13 protein-coding genes are annotated in these 18547 nt (G+C 66.6%); 3 read left to right on the plus strand and 10 right to left on the minus strand.

Annotation, left to right across the window (positions count from 1 at the left end; translation table 11 throughout):
- Positions 1 to 132: 132 nt before the first annotated feature.
- On the plus strand, positions 133 to 2622 hold the full coding sequence (locus ASE11_RS16140) for an FtsX-like permease family protein (protein ID WP_082585798.1): 2490 nt from the start codon (positions 133 to 135) through the stop codon (positions 2620 to 2622).
- Complete coding sequence (locus tag ASE11_RS16145) at positions 2619 to 3776, plus strand: carotenoid 1,2-hydratase (RefSeq protein WP_235501321.1); 1158 nt, start codon at positions 2619 to 2621, stop codon at positions 3774 to 3776. The genes ASE11_RS16140 and ASE11_RS16145 overlap by 4 nt, the downstream gene beginning before the upstream one ends.
- Positions 3777 to 3795: 19 nt before the next feature.
- On the opposite strand, the gene ASE11_RS16150 is transcribed toward ASE11_RS16145, so the two are convergent.
- The 3 genes from ASE11_RS16150 to ASE11_RS16160 form a co-directional block, all read right to left on the minus strand.
- Positions 3796 to 4092 carry a hypothetical protein gene (locus tag ASE11_RS16150; protein WP_056273706.1) on the minus strand — a complete coding sequence of 99 codons (297 nt, stop codon included), beginning with the start codon at positions 4090 to 4092 and terminating at the stop codon, positions 3796 to 3798.
- 102 nt (positions 4093 to 4194) lie between these two features.
- Complete coding sequence (locus ASE11_RS16155; RefSeq protein ID WP_056273709.1) at positions 4195 to 5256, minus strand: M48 family metallopeptidase; 1062 nt, start codon at positions 5254 to 5256, stop codon at positions 4195 to 4197.
- Positions 5256 to 6389: a YjgN family protein gene (locus ASE11_RS16160; protein ID WP_056273713.1), complete on the minus strand. Its 1134-nt coding sequence runs from the start codon at positions 6387 to 6389 to the stop codon at positions 5256 to 5258. The genes ASE11_RS16155 and ASE11_RS16160 overlap by 1 nt, the downstream gene beginning before the upstream one ends.
- Before the next feature lie 197 nt (positions 6390 to 6586).
- Between ASE11_RS16160 and ASE11_RS16165 the strand changes: the two genes are divergently transcribed.
- The gene (locus ASE11_RS16165; RefSeq protein ID WP_056273714.1) at positions 6587 to 8374 is read left to right on the plus strand and encodes an ABC transporter transmembrane domain-containing protein; all 1788 of its coding nucleotides are present in this window, start codon (positions 6587 to 6589) and stop codon (positions 8372 to 8374) included.
- An 8-nt stretch (positions 8375 to 8382) separates the two neighbouring features.
- Here the strand turns inward: ASE11_RS16165 and ASE11_RS16170 are convergent, their stop codons facing one another.
- The 7 genes from ASE11_RS16170 to ASE11_RS16200 all read right to left on the minus strand — a co-directional run bounded on the left by ASE11_RS16170 (position 8383) and on the right by ASE11_RS16200 (position 18530).
- Positions 8383 to 12999 (minus strand): NAD-glutamate dehydrogenase, encoded by a 4617-nt coding sequence (locus ASE11_RS16170; RefSeq protein WP_056273717.1) that lies wholly within the window; start codon positions 12997 to 12999, stop codon positions 8383 to 8385.
- Positions 13000 to 13274: 275 nt separating this feature from the next.
- On the minus strand, positions 13275 to 14078 hold the full coding sequence (locus tag ASE11_RS16175; protein WP_056273720.1) for a hypothetical protein: 804 nt from the start codon (positions 14076 to 14078) through the stop codon (positions 13275 to 13277).
- An 8-nt stretch (positions 14079 to 14086) separates the two neighbouring features.
- Positions 14087 to 14569, minus strand: a complete 483-nt coding sequence (locus ASE11_RS16180) for a DUF1178 family protein (protein WP_056273722.1) — start codon at positions 14567 to 14569, stop codon at positions 14087 to 14089.
- Positions 14566 to 15171, minus strand: a complete 606-nt coding sequence (locus tag ASE11_RS16185) for an NUDIX domain-containing protein (protein WP_056273725.1) — start codon at positions 15169 to 15171, stop codon at positions 14566 to 14568. The genes ASE11_RS16180 and ASE11_RS16185 overlap by 4 nt, the downstream gene beginning before the upstream one ends.
- Positions 15168 to 15467 (minus strand): DUF2818 family protein, encoded by a 300-nt coding sequence (locus ASE11_RS16190; protein WP_056273727.1) that lies wholly within the window; start codon positions 15465 to 15467, stop codon positions 15168 to 15170. The genes ASE11_RS16185 and ASE11_RS16190 overlap by 4 nt, the downstream gene beginning before the upstream one ends.
- A gap of 53 nt (positions 15468 to 15520) precedes the next feature.
- Positions 15521 to 17017 carry an NADH-quinone oxidoreductase subunit NuoN gene (gene nuoN, locus ASE11_RS16195; protein WP_056273730.1) on the minus strand — a complete coding sequence of 499 codons (1497 nt, stop codon included), beginning with the start codon at positions 17015 to 17017 and terminating at the stop codon, positions 15521 to 15523.
- A gap of 34 nt (positions 17018 to 17051) precedes the next feature.
- Complete coding sequence (locus ASE11_RS16200; protein WP_056273733.1) at positions 17052 to 18530, minus strand: NADH-quinone oxidoreductase subunit M; 1479 nt, start codon at positions 18528 to 18530, stop codon at positions 17052 to 17054.
- Positions 18531 to 18547 lie beyond the last annotated feature (17 nt).

Here is an 18547-nt window from a genome sequence, read left to right on the forward strand (position 1 = left end):
GGACGGGCCAGAGGCCTGTGGGACGGTGAAAGACTTCGCTTGATGCTACGCGCCTGAAACGGTGGCGTCTGTGCGCCATGCCACCTTGCCCCCGCATCGCTGCCGCGCAACGCCACGGCCGTGGTGGCGGTGATGCTGGGCGTGGCGCTGGCGTTCGCGGTGCACCTCATCAACGCCTCGGCACTCGCCGAGTTCTCCAGCGCGGTGAGTTCGGTCAATGGCCAACCCGACGTGGAGCTGCGCGCCCGCCAGGGCCTGCTGCCCGACACCCTGCTGGACCAGGTGGCCGCCCATCCCGGGGTGGCGCTGGCCAGCCCGGTGCTGGAGCTGCCCACCCAGGCCGTGCTGCCCGGTGGCGAACGCGTGGCCGTCAAGCTGTTGGGCGTGGATGCGTTGGTGGTGGCGGGCTTGTCGCCCGCGCTCATGCCGGTGCCCGAGACCACCACCCGGGACACGGCGGGGCGGCGCTTCGATCTGTTTGCCCCTGATGCGGTGTTTCTCAACGCCGCCGCGCAACACGCGCTGGGCAGCGCCCACACCTTGCAGTTGCAAAGTGGCCTCTCCCTGCGCAGCGTGCGCGCGGCCGGTCGGGTGAACGCACCGGGCGCGCCGCTGTTGGTGATGGACGTGGCGGCCGCTCAGGTCTTGATGAGTCGTGCAGGCGAGCTCAGCAGAATTGACGTGCGGCTGGCACCCGGTGCGCAGGCCGAGGCGGTGCTGGCCTCGCTCGCCCTGCCTGCCCAGGTGATCGCGCAGCGGCCCGAGCAGTCGGGCGAGCGGGTGAGCAACCTGTCGCGTGCCTACCGGGTCAACCTCACCGTGCTGGCGCTGGTGGCGTTGTTCACCGGTGCTTTCCTTGTGTTTTCCGTGCTGTCGCTCTCGGTGGCGCGGCGCCAGCCGCAGTTCGCATTGCTCGGCGTGCTGGGGCTTTCGGGCAACGAGCGCCTGCGCCTCGTGTTGGCCGAGTCGGCGCTGCTGGGTCTGCTGGGCAGCGCCCTCGGCGTTGCTCTGGGCACGGCGCTCGCGGCGCTCGCCTTGCGACTGCTCGGCGGCGACCTGGGCGGTGGTTATTTCTCTGGCGTGGCGCCGCCTTTGCAATGGAGCGCCTGGGCCGCCCTCGTTTATGGCGGCCTGGGTGTGGTGGCCTCTGTGGTGGGTGGCTGGTGGCCCGCGCGGGCCACGGCGCGCATGGCGCCTGCGCTGGCCCTGAAAGGGCTGGGTGCGCCGGTGCGCCCGGGCGCGCGCCGGCACACGCTGGCCTTGGCGCTGGTGGTGCTCGCGACAGCCCTGGCCTGGGCTCCGCCGGTGGGCGGCATTCCACTGGCCGCCTACCTCTCGGTGGGGCTGCTGCTGGTGGGCGGCATTGCGGCGCTGCCGCTGGCCGTGGGGTGGCTGCTCGACCGCATCGCACCGCACATCGCCCGGCACGCGCTGCCGGTGCTGGCCGTGGAGCGTGCGCGCCGCCTGCGCGAGACCGCCGCCGTGGCCACCAGTGGCGTGGTGGCCAGCCTGGCCTTGTCGGTGGCGCTCACGGTGATGGTGGCGAGCTTTCGCGGCTCGGTCACCCAGTGGCTCGACGCCGTGCTGCCCGCTCAGCTCTATGTGCGCAGCAGCGGGAGTACCGGCAACGACGCGGCCCATCTGCCCCCGGATTTCGTGGCCGCGGTGGCGCGTATGGACGGCGTTGCGCGCATGGACACGCTGCGCGCCACACCGGTGCAGCTGGACCCGGTGCGCCCGGCCGTGGTGCTGCTCTCGCGCCCGCTCAACATGGTGCCCGGCTCGGCGCTGAGCTTGCCGCTGGTGGGCAACCCGCTGCCCGCCCCGCCGGCGGCCGAGGGTGAACGCGTCATCCCCGTGTATGTCAGCGAAGCCATGGTGGATCTCTACGGCGCGCAACCGGGGGGCTGGCTACCGGGTCTGGCGCAAGCCTTTGCAGGGCCGAACGTGCGCGGGGTTCGATTCTTCGTGGCGGGCGTGTGGCGCGACTACGCGCGCCAGCATGGCAGCGTGGCGATGGACCGCGCCGACTTCGTGCGCCTCACGGGGGACGCGCGCGTGAACGACCTCGCCTTGCATCTGGATGCGGGCACGAACGAGAACGCGGTGCGCGAGCGCATCCGCGCCCTGGCGTCCAGCGAAGGCGGTGGCGGGCTGATCGAGTTTGCCTCGTCGGGCCAGATCCGCGCGGTGTCGCTGCGCATCTTCGACCGCAGCTTTGCCGTCACCGTGTGGCTGCAGGCGGTGGCCATCGGCATCGGTCTGTTCGGCGTGGCGGCAAGCTTCAGTGCGCAGGTGCTGGCGCGCCGGCGCGAGTTCGGGCTGCTCGCGCACCTGGGCCTCACGCGCCAGCAGATCCTGGGTGTCGTGGCGCTCGAAGGACTGGCCTGGACACTGCTGGGCGCGCTCGCCGGCCTGGGGCTGGGCCTGGCGGTGAGTCTGGTGCTGGTGCATGTGGTCAACCCGCAGAGCTTTCACTGGACCATGGATCTGGTGCTGCCCTGGGCCCGGCTGCTCGCGCTGTGCGCGGCCGTGGTGGTGGCGGGCACGCTCACCGCGTGGCTGGCCGGACAGGCGGCTGCGAGCCGCGACGCGGTGCGTGCGGTGAAGGAGGATTGGTGAACACCACCTCCGTTCGGGCCGAGCCTGTCGAAGCCCTCACACGACGCCGCTGGCTGCTCGCAACCGCAGGCGCCCTCGCCTTACCCACATCCCTTGCACAGACACCGCACCGCCCGGGCGACGCACTCCAACCGCGCCCGCTCGTGTTCCCGCGCGACCACGGCACGCACAACGACACGCGCACCGAATGGTGGTACCTGACGGGTCACGCCAAAGACGAGAAGGGCCGCGAGTTCGGCTTTCAGGTCACGTTCTTCCGCAGCCGCGTCGACGGCACACAAACCCTGCAAAGCCGCCTGGCGGCCAGGCATCTGCTGTTCGCCCATGCGGCCATCACCGACGTGCAGGGCGGCAAGCTGCTGCACGACCAGCGCATCGCACGCTGGAACGGCGAGTCCCCCACCCAGGTCGAGCGCGGCGTGTTCGCCAGCGAGGCCGACACCCGCGTGGTGCTGCGCGACTGGCACATCGAGCGCGCGCCGGACGGTCGCTACACCACGCGCATCGGCGGTAACGCGCTGAGCATCGACCTCACCGCGCAGCCGCAACAGGCCTGGTTGTTGCAAGGCGACCAGGGGTTTTCTCGCAAGGGGCCCGACGTGTCACAGGCGAGCTTCTATGTGTCACAGCCGCACCTGGCGGTACAGGGCACGCTGGGCATCGGCAGGCAGAGATTTGAAGTGCAAGGCACGGCCTGGCTTGACCACGAATGGAGCGAAGCGCTGCTGCACCCCGAAGCCGTGGGCTGGGACTGGATCGGCATGAACCTGTTTGACGGCCACAGCGTGACCGCATTCCAGCTGCGCCGCGCTGACGGCAGCAAGCTCTGGGCGGGTGGTTCGTTTCGGGCCGCGGGCAGCGCACAAAGCCCCACCGACATCTACCGCTTCCGGCCAGGCGAAGTCGACTTCAAACCGCAGAGGTTCTGGACCAGCCCACTCACCCGGGCGAAGTACCCGGTGGAATGGTTGATCCGCACACCGGCCGATTTCTACACCGTCAAAGCGGTGATCGACCCTCAGGAACTCGACAGCCGCCAGGGCACCGGGACGGTGTACTGGGAAGGCCTGTCGGACCTGTTTGACAGCAACGGCCAGCGCGTGGGGCGTGGCTATCTGGAGATGACGGGGTACGCGCAGCGGCTGGTGTTGTGAGGCGCCACTGCGCGTCGGATCATCGTTGCGGAACGACGATGACCGTGCCGCCTTGGGGCACCGTGGTGCTGCCAGTGGCACCCGTGGCGCCCGTGTAACCCGTGCTGCCGGTGGCGCCTGTGGCGCCGGTGTAGCCCGTGCTGCCAGTGGCGCCGGTTGCGCCAGCGCCACCTGTGGCACCCGTGTCACCGGTGTATCCCGTGGCACCGGTGGCTCCGGTGGCTCCGGGGGGGCCCGCTGGGCCCATGGGTGCCGAAATGCAACCGGCGAGCGCGAACGACAGCGCGCCAGCCATCAGCAGTTTTGAATGGTTCATGGTGATTCCTTTGTTTCATCCACCGAAGGGTGGCGTGAACAAAGCTTAGGCAAGCCCCGGACGCGCGTCGGTACGTTGACGGACATAGACCGACAGACGCTTTCAGGGGGGCGTGGGATCGGCCTGCCATTCACGAAAGAAGCGGATGCGCTCGCCGTGGTCGGGGTGGCTGGAAATGGCGATCGGCAATCGGGCGCTGCCCTTGCCATCGACGTCCTGGCCGGCCTCCTCGCGCTGGATCCGCTCGAAGAACGCGACCATCACCGAGGGGGACACGTCGCTTTGATCGAGCAGTCGCGCGGCGAAGGCATCGGCCTCGCGCTCGGCATCGCGCGAATAGGCCTGCGTGGCGAGGGTCGCGGGCACCGTGGCCAGGAAGCCACTGGCATCGCCCAGCACCACGCCGACCAGCGCGCTGACCAGACTCGCGCGCACCATCAGATCCAGCCCGTGGCGGTGGTGGACATGACCCAGTTCGTGGGCCAGCACGCCCACGATGGCGTCGGGCTGGTCGAGCAGCAGCTTGACCAGATCGTCTGTGATCACGATGTAGCCACCGGGCAGGGCAAACGCGTTGGCGCCCAGGGCCTTGGACTTGTGAAACGAGAGCTGCCAAGGCGGAGCATCTCCCTGCGGATGGGCGCGCTCCACCACCGACTTGAATCGGGCGCGCAGCGCTTCCTGTTGCTGTGCGGGAAGCTCACTGGGCTGCAGGAACACGCGGTCCAGCTGTTGCATGCCCTGCTCACCCAGACGGGCCTCCAGTGACCTCGGAACCTGGTGCGCCAGGATCTCGCTCAGCCAGGGCACGCCCCAAGTCCAGGCCGCACCGAGAAACAGCACGGTGGCACCCATGGCCACCAGCGTGGCGCGCCAGCTCTGCATCCAGCCCACCACCGCACCGTCGCGCTGGCCGCTGGCCTGCCGCCAGGCGTCCCACTCACCCGCCTCGGCGTGCTGGATCAGGCTGCCGTCGGGCAGTTCACTCTGGCGCTGGCCATGCGAACGGCGTTCGGCCCAGCGCACCCGCCGCACCGGGTAGCGGCGCTCGTCGCTCACCAGCGTGAGCACGAGTTCATCACCTTCGATGCACAGTTCGCAGACCTGCGCGCGCGGGCTGTGGCCGTCAAACCAGGTGCTGAGCAGCCGGGGCGCTTCGTTCATCACAGGCCCATGTCGATGCCGAAAAAGTCGCCCGCCGCATCACCCAGGATGCCTTTGTCGCCACCTTGTGCCTGAGCGAGCCAGGCGTTCACGTCACCCTGCACCGCGATGGTCATGGCCTCCAGCCGCAGGCGTGCGGTATGCACCTTGGCAAACGGCCAGTAGAGACCCAGCGTGAGCACAATCAACAGCCAGTTCTTCGCCGTCAGGCTCATCAGGGGAGCGAACTTCAACTGGCTGTCAAACTGGATGCGTCGACTGCGGGTGTTGGACCACAGGAGGTTTTGCAGGCGCGACGTGGTGTAGGGCATGAGCACCAACGGGAATACCAGGTAGGCCAATGCCAACACGAAGGGCAGCGCGATCATGGCAGCGCCGCCGGAGGTGCCCAGCATCACCACCACGATGGCACCCACGCCAGCGAGCACCGCCGTGCACAGCAGGGACACACCGGCCGCCCGCAGCGAGAAACCGTAGAAAGCACCAACGCCAGCCTTCAACCGCGTGCGTTCCTGTGCGAAGGAGTAACCGCCATGCTGGTACTGCTTGATGCGCGACAGCACCCAGGGCGACATCGCGGCCATCGCCAAAACGAACAGGCTCATCGCTGCGGCAATCATGGCGCCGGCCGCGCGATCTTTCGAGTCCTGCACTTCCGGCGCGACCAGGGCGATGATCACCCCGAACGCGAACCCCGGAATGAAGAATGGCAGCATGCACAGGTAGGCACCCTTCAGGTCGCCTTCGAACGACATGCGCACGCCACGCCAGCTGGTGTTGCGCAAGCGGAACTGCAGCGACGCGCGCCACAGCGCGGGCCACAACGCCGCCAGCACCAGCAAGGGGATCCACGAAAAGACCGGCGCGAAGTTGGACACAGCCCAGTAAGAGACACCGAACAGCAGCATGAGCAGGTAGCCGCGGAACATCTTCCAGGGGTCGCCGTGAAAGCCCAGCGGGTCTTTGCCCACCAGGGTGTTGTTCTGGAAGTAGGCCAGGCGCCGGGCGCGGGCAAAGGGCCAATAGAGCGTGAGGGTGATCAGCGTCAGCAGGAGGTTGACGATCCAGATGCGGAAGTACTCGCTGCCCGAACCGGTGAAGTGGATGTCAAGCGTCTGCGTCGGTTCGCTCACGGGGGAACGCCTGTCAGGCAAGAACTCCGTTGCCTCAAAATCATGTCGCTGTGCCATCCCCACCCCTCCTGGTTGTTGAAAATTTGGTCGCGATCCTAGCATCAAAAATTTGTACCAATGACCTACTGCCACCCGGCGTGAGGACTGCGTGCAGCCGCTCAAAACGGGCGCGCTCAAAACCCGGCACACTCCCCTGCATGAGCTCCCCCTCCCCCTCCGACCGCGCCAAAGCCACCACCCCCACATCACTCAGTGGCCTGCTGCCGTTTCTGCGGCCTTACCGTTTGCAGATCGGTCTGGCGATCCTGTTTCTGGTGCTCGCGGCGGCCGCCACGCTGGCATTTCCACTCGCGTTGCGTTTCCTCATCGACAGTGGCCTGGCCCCGGCCGGGCGAGGCGAGCAGACGCTCGCGTTGCGCGGCCACTTCGCCGCGCTGTTCGGCGTGGCGGTGGCGCTCGGCATTTTTTCGGCGATGCGCTTCTACCTCGTGAGCTGGCTCGGTGAACGCGTCACCGCCGACCTGCGCAACGCGGTCTACAGCCATGTGCTGCGGCAGAGCCCGCAGTTCTTCGAGACCACGCAGACCGGCGAGGTGCTCTCGCGTCTGACCACCGACACCACTCTGGTGCAGACGGTGGTGGGCTCGTCGCTCTCGATGGGCCTGCGCAATGCCGTGATGGGGCTGGGCGCGCTGATCATGCTGGTGTGGACCAACCCCTACGTGATGCTGCAGGTGCTGCTGATCATCGTGCTGGTGGTGCTGCCGAGCATGTGGTTCGGGCGGCGCGTGCGCAAGCTCTCGCGCGCCAGCCAGGACCGCGTGGCCGACTCCAGCGCCATTGCGGCCGAGGTGCTCAACGCGATTCCGGTGGTGCAGAGCTACACCGCCGAAGACCGGGAGGCGGCGCGCTTCTCCGAGTCCACGCAGCACGCGTTCGAGACCGCGATCCGGCGCACGCGCGCGCGCTCCGTGCTGGTGGCCTTCATCATCATCAGCACGGCCGGCCTGCTGCTGTGGGGCCTGTACCAGGGCACGCAGGCGGTGCTGGCCGGCACGATCACGCCCGGTCACCTTGGGCAGACGGTGCTCTACATCATCATCCTGGCCGGTGCGGTCGCCGTGCTCGGCGAGGTGTACGGCGACCTGCTGCGCGCCGCGGGTGCCAGCGAGCGTCTGATGGAATTGCTGGCAAGCGCTTCGCCGGTGCAGTCGCCCGCGCATCCGCTGAAGGCCGCGTCTCCGCAAGGCGGCAGTGCGCTGGAGTTTGACGACATCACCTTCCACTACCCCTCGCGCCCGGCGCAGGCTGCTCTCTCGGGCTTCAGCCTGGCGGTGGATCCCGGCCAGACGGTGGCGCTGGTGGGACCGAGCGGCGCGGGCAAGACGACCGTCTTCGGCCTGCTGCTGCGCTACTACGACCCGGCGCTGGGCACGATCCGGCTGGATGGCGTGCCGATCCACCAGATGAGCCTGCAGGACCTGCGCAACCGCGTGGGCATCGTTCCGCAGGACCCGGTGATCTTCTCCAGCAGCGCGATGGAAAACATTCGCTACGGCAAGCCGGGTGCGAGCGACGCTGAAGTGCGCGCGGCCGCGGGTGCGGCCTTTGCCGACGAGTTCATCGACCAGTTGCCCGAGGGCTACAACACCTTCCTGGGTGAGCGCGGCGTGCGCCTCTCAGGTGGCCAACGCCAGCGCATCGCAATCGCCCGCGCCATGCTCAAGAACCCGCCGCTGCTGCTGCTGGACGAGGCCACCAGCGCACTGGATGCGCAGAGCGAACGCATGGTGCAGGCGGCGCTTGAGTCGGCCATGAAAGACCGCACCACCCTGGTCATCGCGCACCGCCTGGCCACTGTTCAGCAAGCCGACCGCATCGTCGTGCTGGACCACGGCAAGCTGGTGGAGCAAGGCACGCACGACCAGTTGGTGGCCCACGGAGGCGTGTACGCCGGCCTTGCGGCGCTGCAGTTTCAGGTTTGACCTGTGAGCTAGGCCAGCTGGCGCAGTTCGCGCAGCGCCACTGACACGGGGGCGAGATCCGGAGTCAGGTTGGCGATGCTTTCGTGCATGGCGTTGACGCGTTCGATCGCCTTGGCATGCTGATCCTGCCACTCGGCCAGCGTCTGCTGGCTGCTCAGCAGCGACAGCACCAGCTGCCCGGCGATCGAATACACGTCGTCGCGCGCACTCGCTCGGGCCTGGGTCTGCCACAGTGAGTCCGTCGGCAGCTTGCCGATGTGCTGGCGCCAGTGGCCCAGGCCCAGCGTGTTCTCGATGGCGAAATAGGTCCGCGCGGCCTGCTCCAGCGTGCTGCCGGCCTTCGCGGCCACATCGACCAGATCCAGCACCGGGTACAGGTGGTCGAGCACGGTGAGGTCATCGGCGAGCTGCACATCCACACCGGCCTGCACCAGGCGGGCGCTGGCCGCTTTCCACTGCTCACGGGCGGCGGCAGGCAGCCATTGCTCGACATGCTCGCGCAGCGTGCGGGCCGCCGGGCGGTACTTGGCGATCAACGTGGGCAGGTCGCCCTGACCCCGGTGGCGCAGCATCCAGCGGCTGGCGCGCTGCGCGATGGTGGCCAGCTGGGTGAGCAGACTGAGCTGCAGCTCGGTGGTGACCTTGTTGTCCAGCGCGTCAATCTGGTCCCAGATCGGCTCCAACGCAAACACCTCGCGCGCCAGGGTGTAGGCGCTGACCACCTCGGCCGCAGTGCATGAGGCCTCATTGGCCAGGAAGTTGACGAAGGTGGCGCCCACGCGGTTGGCCACGGTGTTGGTCATGAAGGTGGCGACGATCTCGCGCTTGAGCGCATGGCGCGCGATGAAGTCGCCATACCGTTCGCCCAGCACCACCGGGAAATACATCTTGAGCACGCGCGCGTAGAACGGGTCGTCGGGCAGCGCGCTGGCGCACAGCTCGTCGAACAGGTTCATCTTGGCGTAGGCGAGCAGCACGGCGTTTTCGGGGCGCGTCAGGCCACGGCCTTCGCGTTTGCGCTTGCCAAGCTCTTCGTCGCTCGGCAGGAACTCGATGGAGCGTTTGAGCAGACCGATCTGCTCCAGCCATCGCATCAGGTTTTGCTGCCCATCGAGCAGATACACAGGGCGGGTGGCGGCCAGCTCGATCTGCTGCGTCTGGTAGTAGTTGTCCTGCAGCACGAGGTCGCCGACCTCGTCGGTCATGCTGGCAAGCAGGTCGTTGCGACTCTCCAGCGTGAGCCCACCGGCCTCCTGCACCGCGCCCAGCAAGATCTTGATATTGACCTCGTGGTCGGAGCAGTCCACGCCGGCGGAATTGTCGATCGCGTCGGTGTAGATCAGGCCGCCGGCCTGGGCGAATTCGATGCGGCCGTTCTGCGTGCAACCGAGGTTGCCGCCTTCCCCGAACACCTTGCAGCGCAGCTCGTTGCCGTTGACGCGGAAGGCGTCGCCCGCCTTGTCGCCCACCTGCGCGTGGCTCTCGAAGCTGGCCTTCACGTAGGTGCCGATGCCACCGTTGTAGAGCAGATCCACCGGGGCCTTGAGGATGGCGTTGAGCAGTTCGTTGGGTGCCATCTGGGTGGCGTCGGTGCCGATCACGGCGCGCGCCTGCGCGCTCAGCGGGATCGACTTGGCGCTGCGCGGGAACACGCCGCCGCCTTCGCTGATGAGGCCCTTGTCGTAGTCGTCCCAGCTGGAGCGCGGCAGCTTGAACAGCCGATCGCGCTCGGCATAGCTCGCGGCGAGATCGGGGCTGGGGTCGATGAAGATGTGGCGGTGGTCGAAGGCCAGTACCAGCCGGATCTGCGTGGACAGCAGCATGCCGTTGCCGAACACGTCACCCGACATGTCACCGATGCCGGCCACGGTGAAGGGCTGGGTCTGCGTGTCCACCCCCAGGCCGCGGAAATGGCGCTTGACCGATTCCCAGGCGCCGCGCGCGGTGATGCCCATCTTCTTGTGGTCGTAGCCGACCGAGCCGCCGGACGCGAACGCGTCGCCCAGCCAGAAGCCGTAGGCCGCGCTCACGCTGTTGGCGATGTCGCTGAAGGTCGCCGTGCCCTTGTCGGCGGCGACCACCAGGTAGGGGTCGTCCTCGTCGTGGCGCACCACATCGGACGGCGGTACCACCGCGCCCTTGACCAGGTTGTCGGTGATGTCGAGCAGGCCCGAGAGGAAGGTCTTGTAACAGGCCACACCTTCGGCCAGGTAGGCTTCGCGCTCGCTCGCCGGCGGCGCCTTCTTCAGCACGAAGCCGCCCTTGGAGCCCACCGGCACGATCACCGTGTTCTTCACCATCTGCGCCTTGACCAGGCCCAGGATTTCGGTGCGGAAATCCTCGCGCCGGTCCGACCAGCGCAGGCCGCCGCGCGCGACCTTGCCACCGCGCAGGTGCAGGCCTTCGACGCGCGGCGAATAGACCCAGATCTCGAACAGGGGCTTGGGCTCGGGCACGTTGGGGATGTCGCGCGGGCTGAGCTTGAAGCTCATGTAGTCATGTCCGCGCTGGTAGGCATTGGTGCGCAGCGTGGCCTGGATGGTGCTGAGGAACTGGCGCAGCACGCGGTCTTCCTCCAGGCTGGCCACGTCGGCCAGCACGGCTTCCAGAGCTTGCGCCTGGGCTTCAATGCGTTCCGCACGGCGGTCCGCTTTCGCCGGGTCGAAGCGGATCGCGAACAGCTCGGCCAGGCCTTGCGCGATGGCGGGGTTCTTGTTGAGCGTGTCCTCGATGTAGCTCTGGCTGAAGGCGAAGCCGAGCTGCTTGAAGTAGCGCACGTAGGCGCGCAGCACGGCAATGGCGCGGGCATCGAGCTCGGTGGAGAGCACCAGGCGGTTGAGCGCGTCGCTCTCCACCTCCTGGCGCCAGACCGCCTGGAACAGTTCCTCGAAGCGGAACTTGAGGCGCTCCACGTCCAGCGGCTGGGCAAACTGCAGGCCCCAGTCGTGAATCCAGTAGCCCGGCGCGGCCAGGTGGTAGGGGTGCTCGTCGAGCACGCGCGCACCCATGGCCTCCATCACCGGCATGGCGTCCGACAGCGTGATCTTCTGCGTGGCGTAGGTCTTGAAGCGCACCTGCCCCTGGCGGTTGTAGAGCTTGAGCGCGAGCGGTTGCTGTTCACCCAGGCCGCTGAGCACGGCGGCGTCGCTGGCTGCGGTGTCCGCGTCGAAGTGCTCGCGGTAGGCGGTCGGGAACGCCGCCACCAGGGCCTCCAGGCCGCTGGCGCTGCGGCCGCTCTGCGCCAGCAGCACGGCGTTCACACCATCGACCCAGCGCTTGCAGGCCTGGGCCACGCGGGCCTCGAGCTGTGCCAGGTCCACCTGCGCGGGCAGCTTGTCCTTGGCGCGCACGATGTAGTGGATGCGCGCGAGCGCGCTGTCGGTGAGCATGGGCGTGAATTCGATCGACGCCGCGTCAAACGCCTCGGTGAACAGGGCGCCGAGCTTCACACGCAGCTCGGTGGTGTACACATCGCGCGGCACATACACCAGCAGGGATGCCAGGCTGCCGTAGGCGCCACGGCGCACGAACAGACGCACGCGCTGGCGCTCCTGCAGGCGCAGGATGCCCATGGCATGCTGCTCCAGCGTGGCGGCATCGATCTGCAGCATCTCGTCGCGCGGGTAGGTCTCCAGGATCGCCTGCAAGGCCTTATGGGCATGGCTGCCCGTGACCACACCGGCATGAGCCATGACCTGCGCCACATGCTGGCGCACCACCGGGATCTGTTCCACCGAGGCGGCGTAGGCTGCCGACGTGTACAGCCCGAGGAACCGGCTCTCACCCACCAGCTTGCCGGCGGCGTCCAGCCGCTTCACGCTGATGGCATCCATCCAGGCCGGGCGGTGCACGGTGGACCGGCTCATGGCCTTGGTGGACAGCACCAGGTCGGGGTTGGCCACGAAGGCCTGTGCAGGCTGGGCCGGCAGCACCTGTGCTCCGGGCGCCTTGAGCAGGCCCAGCGCGGTGCCGGGCATGGGCACGAGCACATCGCCCTTGAGTTCGTAATCTTCAGCCGCCAGAAAGGTGAAGTGCCCTTGTTCGAGCCAGGTCAGGAAGGCCTTGGCTTCGTCGGCGACGGACGCGTCCAGCGCGGTGAAGCTGGCGTTGAGCACCTGCACGCGCGAGAGCATGGCGCGCCAGTCCTGCACGGCCAGGCGCACGTCCTGCAAGGTGTCTTCTATGGTCTTGCGCAGTGCAGCACCGTCAGGGTCGGACGCGAGCCGGTCGCACTCGACCAGGATGCACGAAACGACCTGCCCGTCGCCGGACGCCTGTTGCGCTGCACCGAGGATCTGCACCACGTGACCGGCGGCATCGCGCTGTACGCGCACCAGCGGATGAACGATCCAGTGCAGGGTGCGCCCCGTTCGGTTGACGGCCATGCCGACCGAGTCGACGAGAAAGGGCATGTCGGGGTGCACGATCTGCAGCACGTGCGTGCCCCGGTCCTGCACGGGATCCACCGGCAGGTCCAGCACCTGAACGATGACTTCACCGGGCGCCGATGCGCTCAACAGGGCCTGGTGCGCGGCGGCCGTGGTCTTGAGCAGGACAGGATCGCGGTTGCGCATTTCCTCAGGGTCGGCGGCAGCGAAATACAGGTCCTGAAAGCTCGGGTTCATGGTCGGCGTCCGGTCTAGATTGGGGGCGGTTGGCAAGGAAAGATGTGCGCGATTCTAGGAGCGCTCCCCACCCCGAAACGCCCCCAGACAAGGATTGCATGAACCCATGCCATGCCTTCATGCGCAAAACGCATGATGCGCCCAAGTAAGCACACAGGCATAAACATACTTCGCGCCGAGGGACCTGGAAGTTCCGGCGAAACCCGCTCCCGCGTGGCGGGGGGCGGATCGGTTGCGGGCTCTACGGATACCGCGCCGCAGGCATCCCCGAAAAGCTACCGAAGCAGTCCTGCGGCAGGCGCGTCCGTCGGTTGGCAGGGGCGCCCCATGGCGACCGCAATCTGGCAATTCCGAGCCGCATTGGTTCTTGCAGCCTCGCGCCACTCATCTCTGGCTATGGCACCCTGCAACCATTCGCCACGCCAGACAACCTTGAAAACAGTCGTATCCAGCCGTCGAGCCTGCTCGCTCTTTGAGCCGCCATGCGACGTCACGTCGACCAGCATGTGGCCTGCCACATCCACGAACAGATGGGACAGCCTGTTGGGATCCGTGCCGATCACCAGGGGCAGGAACCGACCACCTGACCGATCAAAAAAGACCCAGCCCGGCTCGGACGTGGTGAAGGCGAAGTAGCGTTGGTTGGGTACCGTCACGGAGTAGGTCGTTGCAGACATTCCAATGCATTGGCCCAGTCTGTCGAACCACCCCGATTCGCGACTCATTTCGGTGGTGAACGTGCTCACCCGACCCGTCGCCGCGTGTTCCATGCGGATATCACTGCTCCGGCATCCGTTGGATCGGGTATCCACCCGCCGGCCACCCGGCAGGTCGGCGCCACCCGACACATGCGGATAGAAGGGCGAGATATTTATCTCGGCTGCAACTGGCTGAGCGCCTCCTGTTGTACCAGGACTCGGGTTGCGTCCCCTCGGGGCGCCATCCGTCAAAAAAAACAACTCTGCGGCGCTGCCCGCGTACACAGGAAGATCCTGCATCCTGAGCGTCTCCACCTCCGCAGAGGCGACAACAAATGAGCACACGCTCGACAGAGCCACAACGACGGTCGCCAGGACCATCCTTCTGTTCACTGCAGCGTTTCCTTGACCGCCGGCAACATCGGCAGCGCGATCACCTCGATGCCCTCTTCCAGCATGGCCAGGGCCTCCTGCGGGGAGGCCTGGCCACGGATGTTGCGGTGCTCGGTTTCACCGCTGTGCATGGCGCGCGCCTCGTCGGCAAAGCGCTCCCCCACATCTTCGGTCTGTGCCACCACCTCGCGCAGCGCCTTGAGCATGCGGGCCTGCAAGGCGGCCAGTTCGGGATGCATCACGTGGTTGCTCATGGCCACAACCGCACCGGCAGGCGCCGCAGGTTCGGGGGCGTCTGCGTCCTTGCGTCCGCTGCGCAGGTTCAGGCGCGGAGCTGAGAGCGTTTTGTGGATGTGGGCGTCGCCGCACATCGGGCAGGTGAGCAACCCGCGGCCCAGCTGGCTCACGAAATCGTCTTCGGAACCGAACCAGCCTTCAAAGTCGTGCCGGTGAGCACACTGCAGATTGAGGACCTTCATGGCAGGGATTGTCCTGCCAAAGGTGCTGCAGCGGCATGCGTCCAGTCCAGCGTCCATTCTCCGGCCTGCACGTTCTGCAGCCACATCGAGCCGACCAGGGTCTTGCAGTCGATCACCTCGCCACTGAAGCACCAGGCTCGCAATTCGGCGGGCGTGGCGGTGAACACGTCGAGGAACTCACCGTCGTCGAGCTGCCGCTCCCCGAGCGTGAGGCCGCGCGCGAACCAGATGTCGATGGTCTCATCCGAGTACGCCACCGTGGGCGCCAGCCGCCCGGCGAACGCCCACTCGCGCGCGCTGTAGCCGGTTTCTTCAAACAGTTCACGCCGGGCACACACGAGGCTGTCTTCGCCTTCGTCGAGCTTGCCGGCCGGAAATTCGATCATCACCGCCTGCATGGGGTGGCGGAACTGGCGCTCCAGCACCACCCTCCCGTCGTCCAGCAAACCAATGACCATGACCGCACCCGGGTGCAACACGTACTCGCGCGAGGCCTCGGCGCCGTCGGGCAGACGCACCGTGTCGCGCACCACGTGCAGAAAGTTGCCACGCAACAGCTCGGTGCGCGACAGCGGGGTTTCTCGCAAGTGGCTGTCGTTCATCTGTGGCGGTAGAGATAGCGGTAGACGAAGCCGGGGAAGGCCAGCGTGATGAACAGCGCACCGGTGGTTGCGTAGAACTCCCAACCCTGCGGCGCAATCTGCCCGGCGCTCTGCTCCAGGGCGAGACCGAGGGCACCCACGAGGAAATACAGCAGAACCATCTCGGCCAACCGCATCCCGAGGGTCTTGGGCAGGCTGCGCGGAATCACCGCCAGCCACCGCTCGTTGATGAAGGGCAGGTTGGCGGCCACCAGCGCAGCGATCAACACCAGCCAGACGGAAAAACTGTGGTTCATGGAGGTATGAGCCGGCCCCGCCGGCCGAGTTCACCGGAGAGGGCCTGCAGGCTTCAGGCGAACAGTGCCGCCACGGCTTGGGCGCACAGGCTCATGAGGCCGCCGGGCAAGATGCCCAGCAGCAGCACCAGTGCACCGTTGATGGAGAGCACGGAGCGAGCGTCCAGGCCCGCCTCGATGTCGGCGGTCTGCGTGGGTGCATCGAAGTACATCAACTTGACCAGGCGCAGGTAGTAGAAGGCGCCGATCAGCGACATGACGACCGCGAACACGGCCAGGCCCACATAGAAGGGCCCGCCGGACGCCAACAGCGCCTGCAGCACCGAGAGCTTGGCGTAGAAACCCACCAGTGGTGGGACACCAGCCAGCGAGAACATGCAAATGGCCATGACGCCGGCGTACAACGGGCTGCGCTGGTTCAGGCCGGCCAGGTCGCTGATGTTCTCGGACTCAAAACCGCTGCGCGAGAGCAGCAGGATCACGCCGAAGGTGCCCAGCGTGGTCAGCACGTAGGTAATGACATAGAACATGGACGAGCCGTAGGCGTTGGCCATGTTGCCTGTGTCGCCATTCACCACGCCGGCCAACAGGCCGAGCAGCATGAAGCCCATCTGCGCGATGGTGGAGAACGCCAGCATGCGTTTGAGGTTGGTCTGCGCGATGGCGGCGAAGTTGCCCACCAGCAGCGACATGACGGCCAGCACCGCGAGCATCTGCTGCCAGTCGAAGGCCAGCGGCTGCAAGCCTTCGACCAGCAGGCGGATCACGATCGCGAAGGCCGCGAGCTTGGGCGCGCCGCCGATCATGAGCGTGACGGCGGTGGGGGCTCCGTGATAGACGTCGGGCACCCACATGTGAAAGGGCACCACGCCGAGCTTGAAGGCCAGACCGGCAACCACGAACACCAGCCCCAGCGTGAGCACCTGCGCCGAACCCTTGAGCGTGGCCTCTCCGCCAGCGATGGATTTCATCACCTCGGACAGGTCGAGTGAACCGGTGGCGCCATACACCATGGACAGGCCATAGAGCAGGAAACCGCTGGCCAGCGCGCCGAGCACGAAATACTTCATGGCCGCCTCGGTCGCCTGCACGTCGTCGCGACGCAGCGCCACCAATGCATAGCTTGACAGCGTGAGCAGCTCCAGGCCGAGGTAGATCACCAGGAAGTTGTGGCCCGAGATCATGACGAACATGCCCAGCAGCGCGAACATGGACAGGGTGAACATCTCACCGCCGCGCAACATGTCGCGTTGGCCGGCGTAGTCACGGCCATAAACCAGCGTGACCATCATGGCGATGGTGGCAAAACACTTGAGCCAGTTGCCCATGGGGTCACTGACGATCATGCCGCCGAAGCCCGACGTGCTGGTGCCCGAGACGGCCGCCATGGCGAGCAACAGCGCCACCGCACCGAGCGAAAGCAGGGTCAGCGCGTAGGTGGCGCCTCGCAGCGGCGACTTCACCGTCAGATCGGCCAGAGCGATCACACAGGCCATCGTCAGCAGGAGGATTTCAGGGTAGGCCGCGACCCAGCTGAGCTTGTCAATCATTGTTCGTTCTCTTGTGTCGTGTGGCGGGCCTGGCTCACTGTGGCAGCTTGGAGACGGCCACGTGGCGCAGCAACTCCGCCACGGAGGCGTCCATCACGTCGGTGAAGGGTTTGGGGTAGACGCCCATGAAGAGCACCGCCACGGCCAGCACCGCCATCACGAGGAATTCGCGTGGGTTGAGGTCGATGAGGGCCTTCACGTTGTCGTTGCCCGCGGCGCCGAGGTACACCCGCTTGTACATCCACAGCGAGTAGGCCGCGCCGAAGATCAGCGCCGATGCGGCGAGCAGACCCATCCAGAAGTTGGCCTTCACCGCCGCCAGGATCACCATCCATTCACCCACGAAGCCGGCCGTGCCCGGCAGGCCGCAGTTGGCCATGGTGAACAGCAGCGCAAAAGCCGCGAACTTCGGCATGGTGTTCACCACACCGCCGTAGTCGGCGATCTCGCGCGAGTGCACGCGGTCGTACAACACGCCGATGCCCAGGAACATGGCGGCCGACACAAAGCCGTGGGCAATCATCTGCACGATGCCCCCCGACACACCGAGGTCGCTGAAGACGAAGAAGCCCAGCGTGACGAAGCCCATGTGGGCCACCGACGAATAGGCCACGAGTTTTTTCATGTCCTGCTGCACCATGGCCACCAGACCGACGTAGATCACCGCGATCAGCGAGAGCGCGATCATGAGCCAGGCCCATTCGTGCGAGGCGTCGGGCAGGATGGGCAGCGAGAAACGCAGGAAGCCGTAAGCACCCAGCTTGAGCATGATGGCCGCCAGCACGGCGGAGCCGCCGGTGGGCGCTTCCACGTGCACGTCGGGCAGCCAAGTGTGCACCGGCCACATCGGCACCTTCACCGCGAAGGCCGCGAAGAAAGCAAAGAACAGCAGGGTCTGCGCGGTGCCACTCAGCGGCAGCTTGTACCAGTCGGCCAGCGCGAAACTGCCACCGGACACGGTATACAGGTAGATCAGCGCCACCAGCATCAGCAGCGAGCCCAGCAGCGTGTACAGGAAGAACTTGAACGCCGCGTAGATCTTGTTCGGGCCGCCCCAGATGCCGATGATCAGATACATCGGGATCAGGGTGGCTTCGAAGAACACGTAGAACAGCATCGCGTCCTGCGCGCTGAAGACGCCGATCATCAGACCCGAGAGAATCAGGAAGGCGCCCATGTACTGGTTCACGCGCGTCGTGATCGACTCCCAGCTGGCCACGACCACCACCACATTGATGAACGCGGTGAGCGGGATCAACCACAACGAAATGCCGTCCACACCGAGGTGGTAGTGGATGTTGAAGTTTTCGATCCAGGGGCGCTTTTCGACGAACTGCAGGGCAGCGGTGCTCAACTCAAAACCGGTGTAGAGCGGCACGGTGACCGCCAGACCCACCAGCGAACCCACCAACGCGATCCAGCGCACCATCGGCGCCTGGTCGACACGGCCCAGGGCCAGCAGCACGACGCCAAAAAAGATGGGCGTCCAGATGGCAAGGCTCAGCAAACCCATGATGTTCTTCTTCCTCT

This window comes from Hydrogenophaga sp. Root209 (genome assembly GCF_001428625.1).
In the GTDB taxonomy this organism is placed as follows: domain Bacteria; phylum Pseudomonadota; class Gammaproteobacteria; order Burkholderiales; family Burkholderiaceae_C; genus Hydrogenophaga.

Bases quoted from the DNA above. Each gene is read 5' to 3' on its own strand.
- ASE11_RS16140 (WP_082585798.1), top strand. From the start codon at position 133: ATGCTGGGCGTGGCGCTGGCGTTCGCGGTGCACCTCATCAACGCCTCG.
- ASE11_RS16150 (WP_056273706.1), bottom strand. From the start codon at position 4,092: ATGAACCATTCAAAACTGCTGATGGCTGGCGCGCTGTCGTTCGCGCTC.
- ASE11_RS16155 (WP_056273709.1), bottom strand. From the start codon at position 5,256: ATGAACGAAGCGCCCCGGCTGCTCAGCACCTGGTTTGACGGCCACAGC.
- ASE11_RS16165 (WP_056273714.1), top strand. From the start codon at position 6,587: ATGAGCTCCCCCTCCCCCTCCGACCGCGCCAAAGCCACCACCCCCACA.
- ASE11_RS16170 (WP_056273717.1), bottom strand. From the start codon at position 12,999: ATGAACCCGAGCTTTCAGGACCTGTATTTCGCTGCCGCCGACCCTGAG.
- ASE11_RS16175 (WP_056273720.1), bottom strand. From the start codon at position 14,078: ATGGTCCTGGCGACCGTCGTTGTGGCTCTGTCGAGCGTGTGCTCATTT.
- ASE11_RS16180 (WP_056273722.1), bottom strand. From the start codon at position 14,569: ATGAAGGTCCTCAATCTGCAGTGTGCTCACCGGCACGACTTTGAAGGC.
- ASE11_RS16185 (WP_056273725.1), bottom strand. From the start codon at position 15,171: ATGAACGACAGCCACTTGCGAGAAACCCCGCTGTCGCGCACCGAGCTG.
- ASE11_RS16190 (WP_056273727.1), bottom strand. From the start codon at position 15,467: ATGAACCACAGTTTTTCCGTCTGGCTGGTGTTGATCGCTGCGCTGGTG.
- nuoN (WP_056273730.1), bottom strand. From the start codon at position 17,017: ATGATTGACAAGCTCAGCTGGGTCGCGGCCTACCCTGAAATCCTCCTG.
- ASE11_RS16200 (WP_056273733.1), bottom strand. From the start codon at position 18,530: ATGGGTTTGCTGAGCCTTGCCATCTGGACGCCCATCTTTTTTGGCGTC.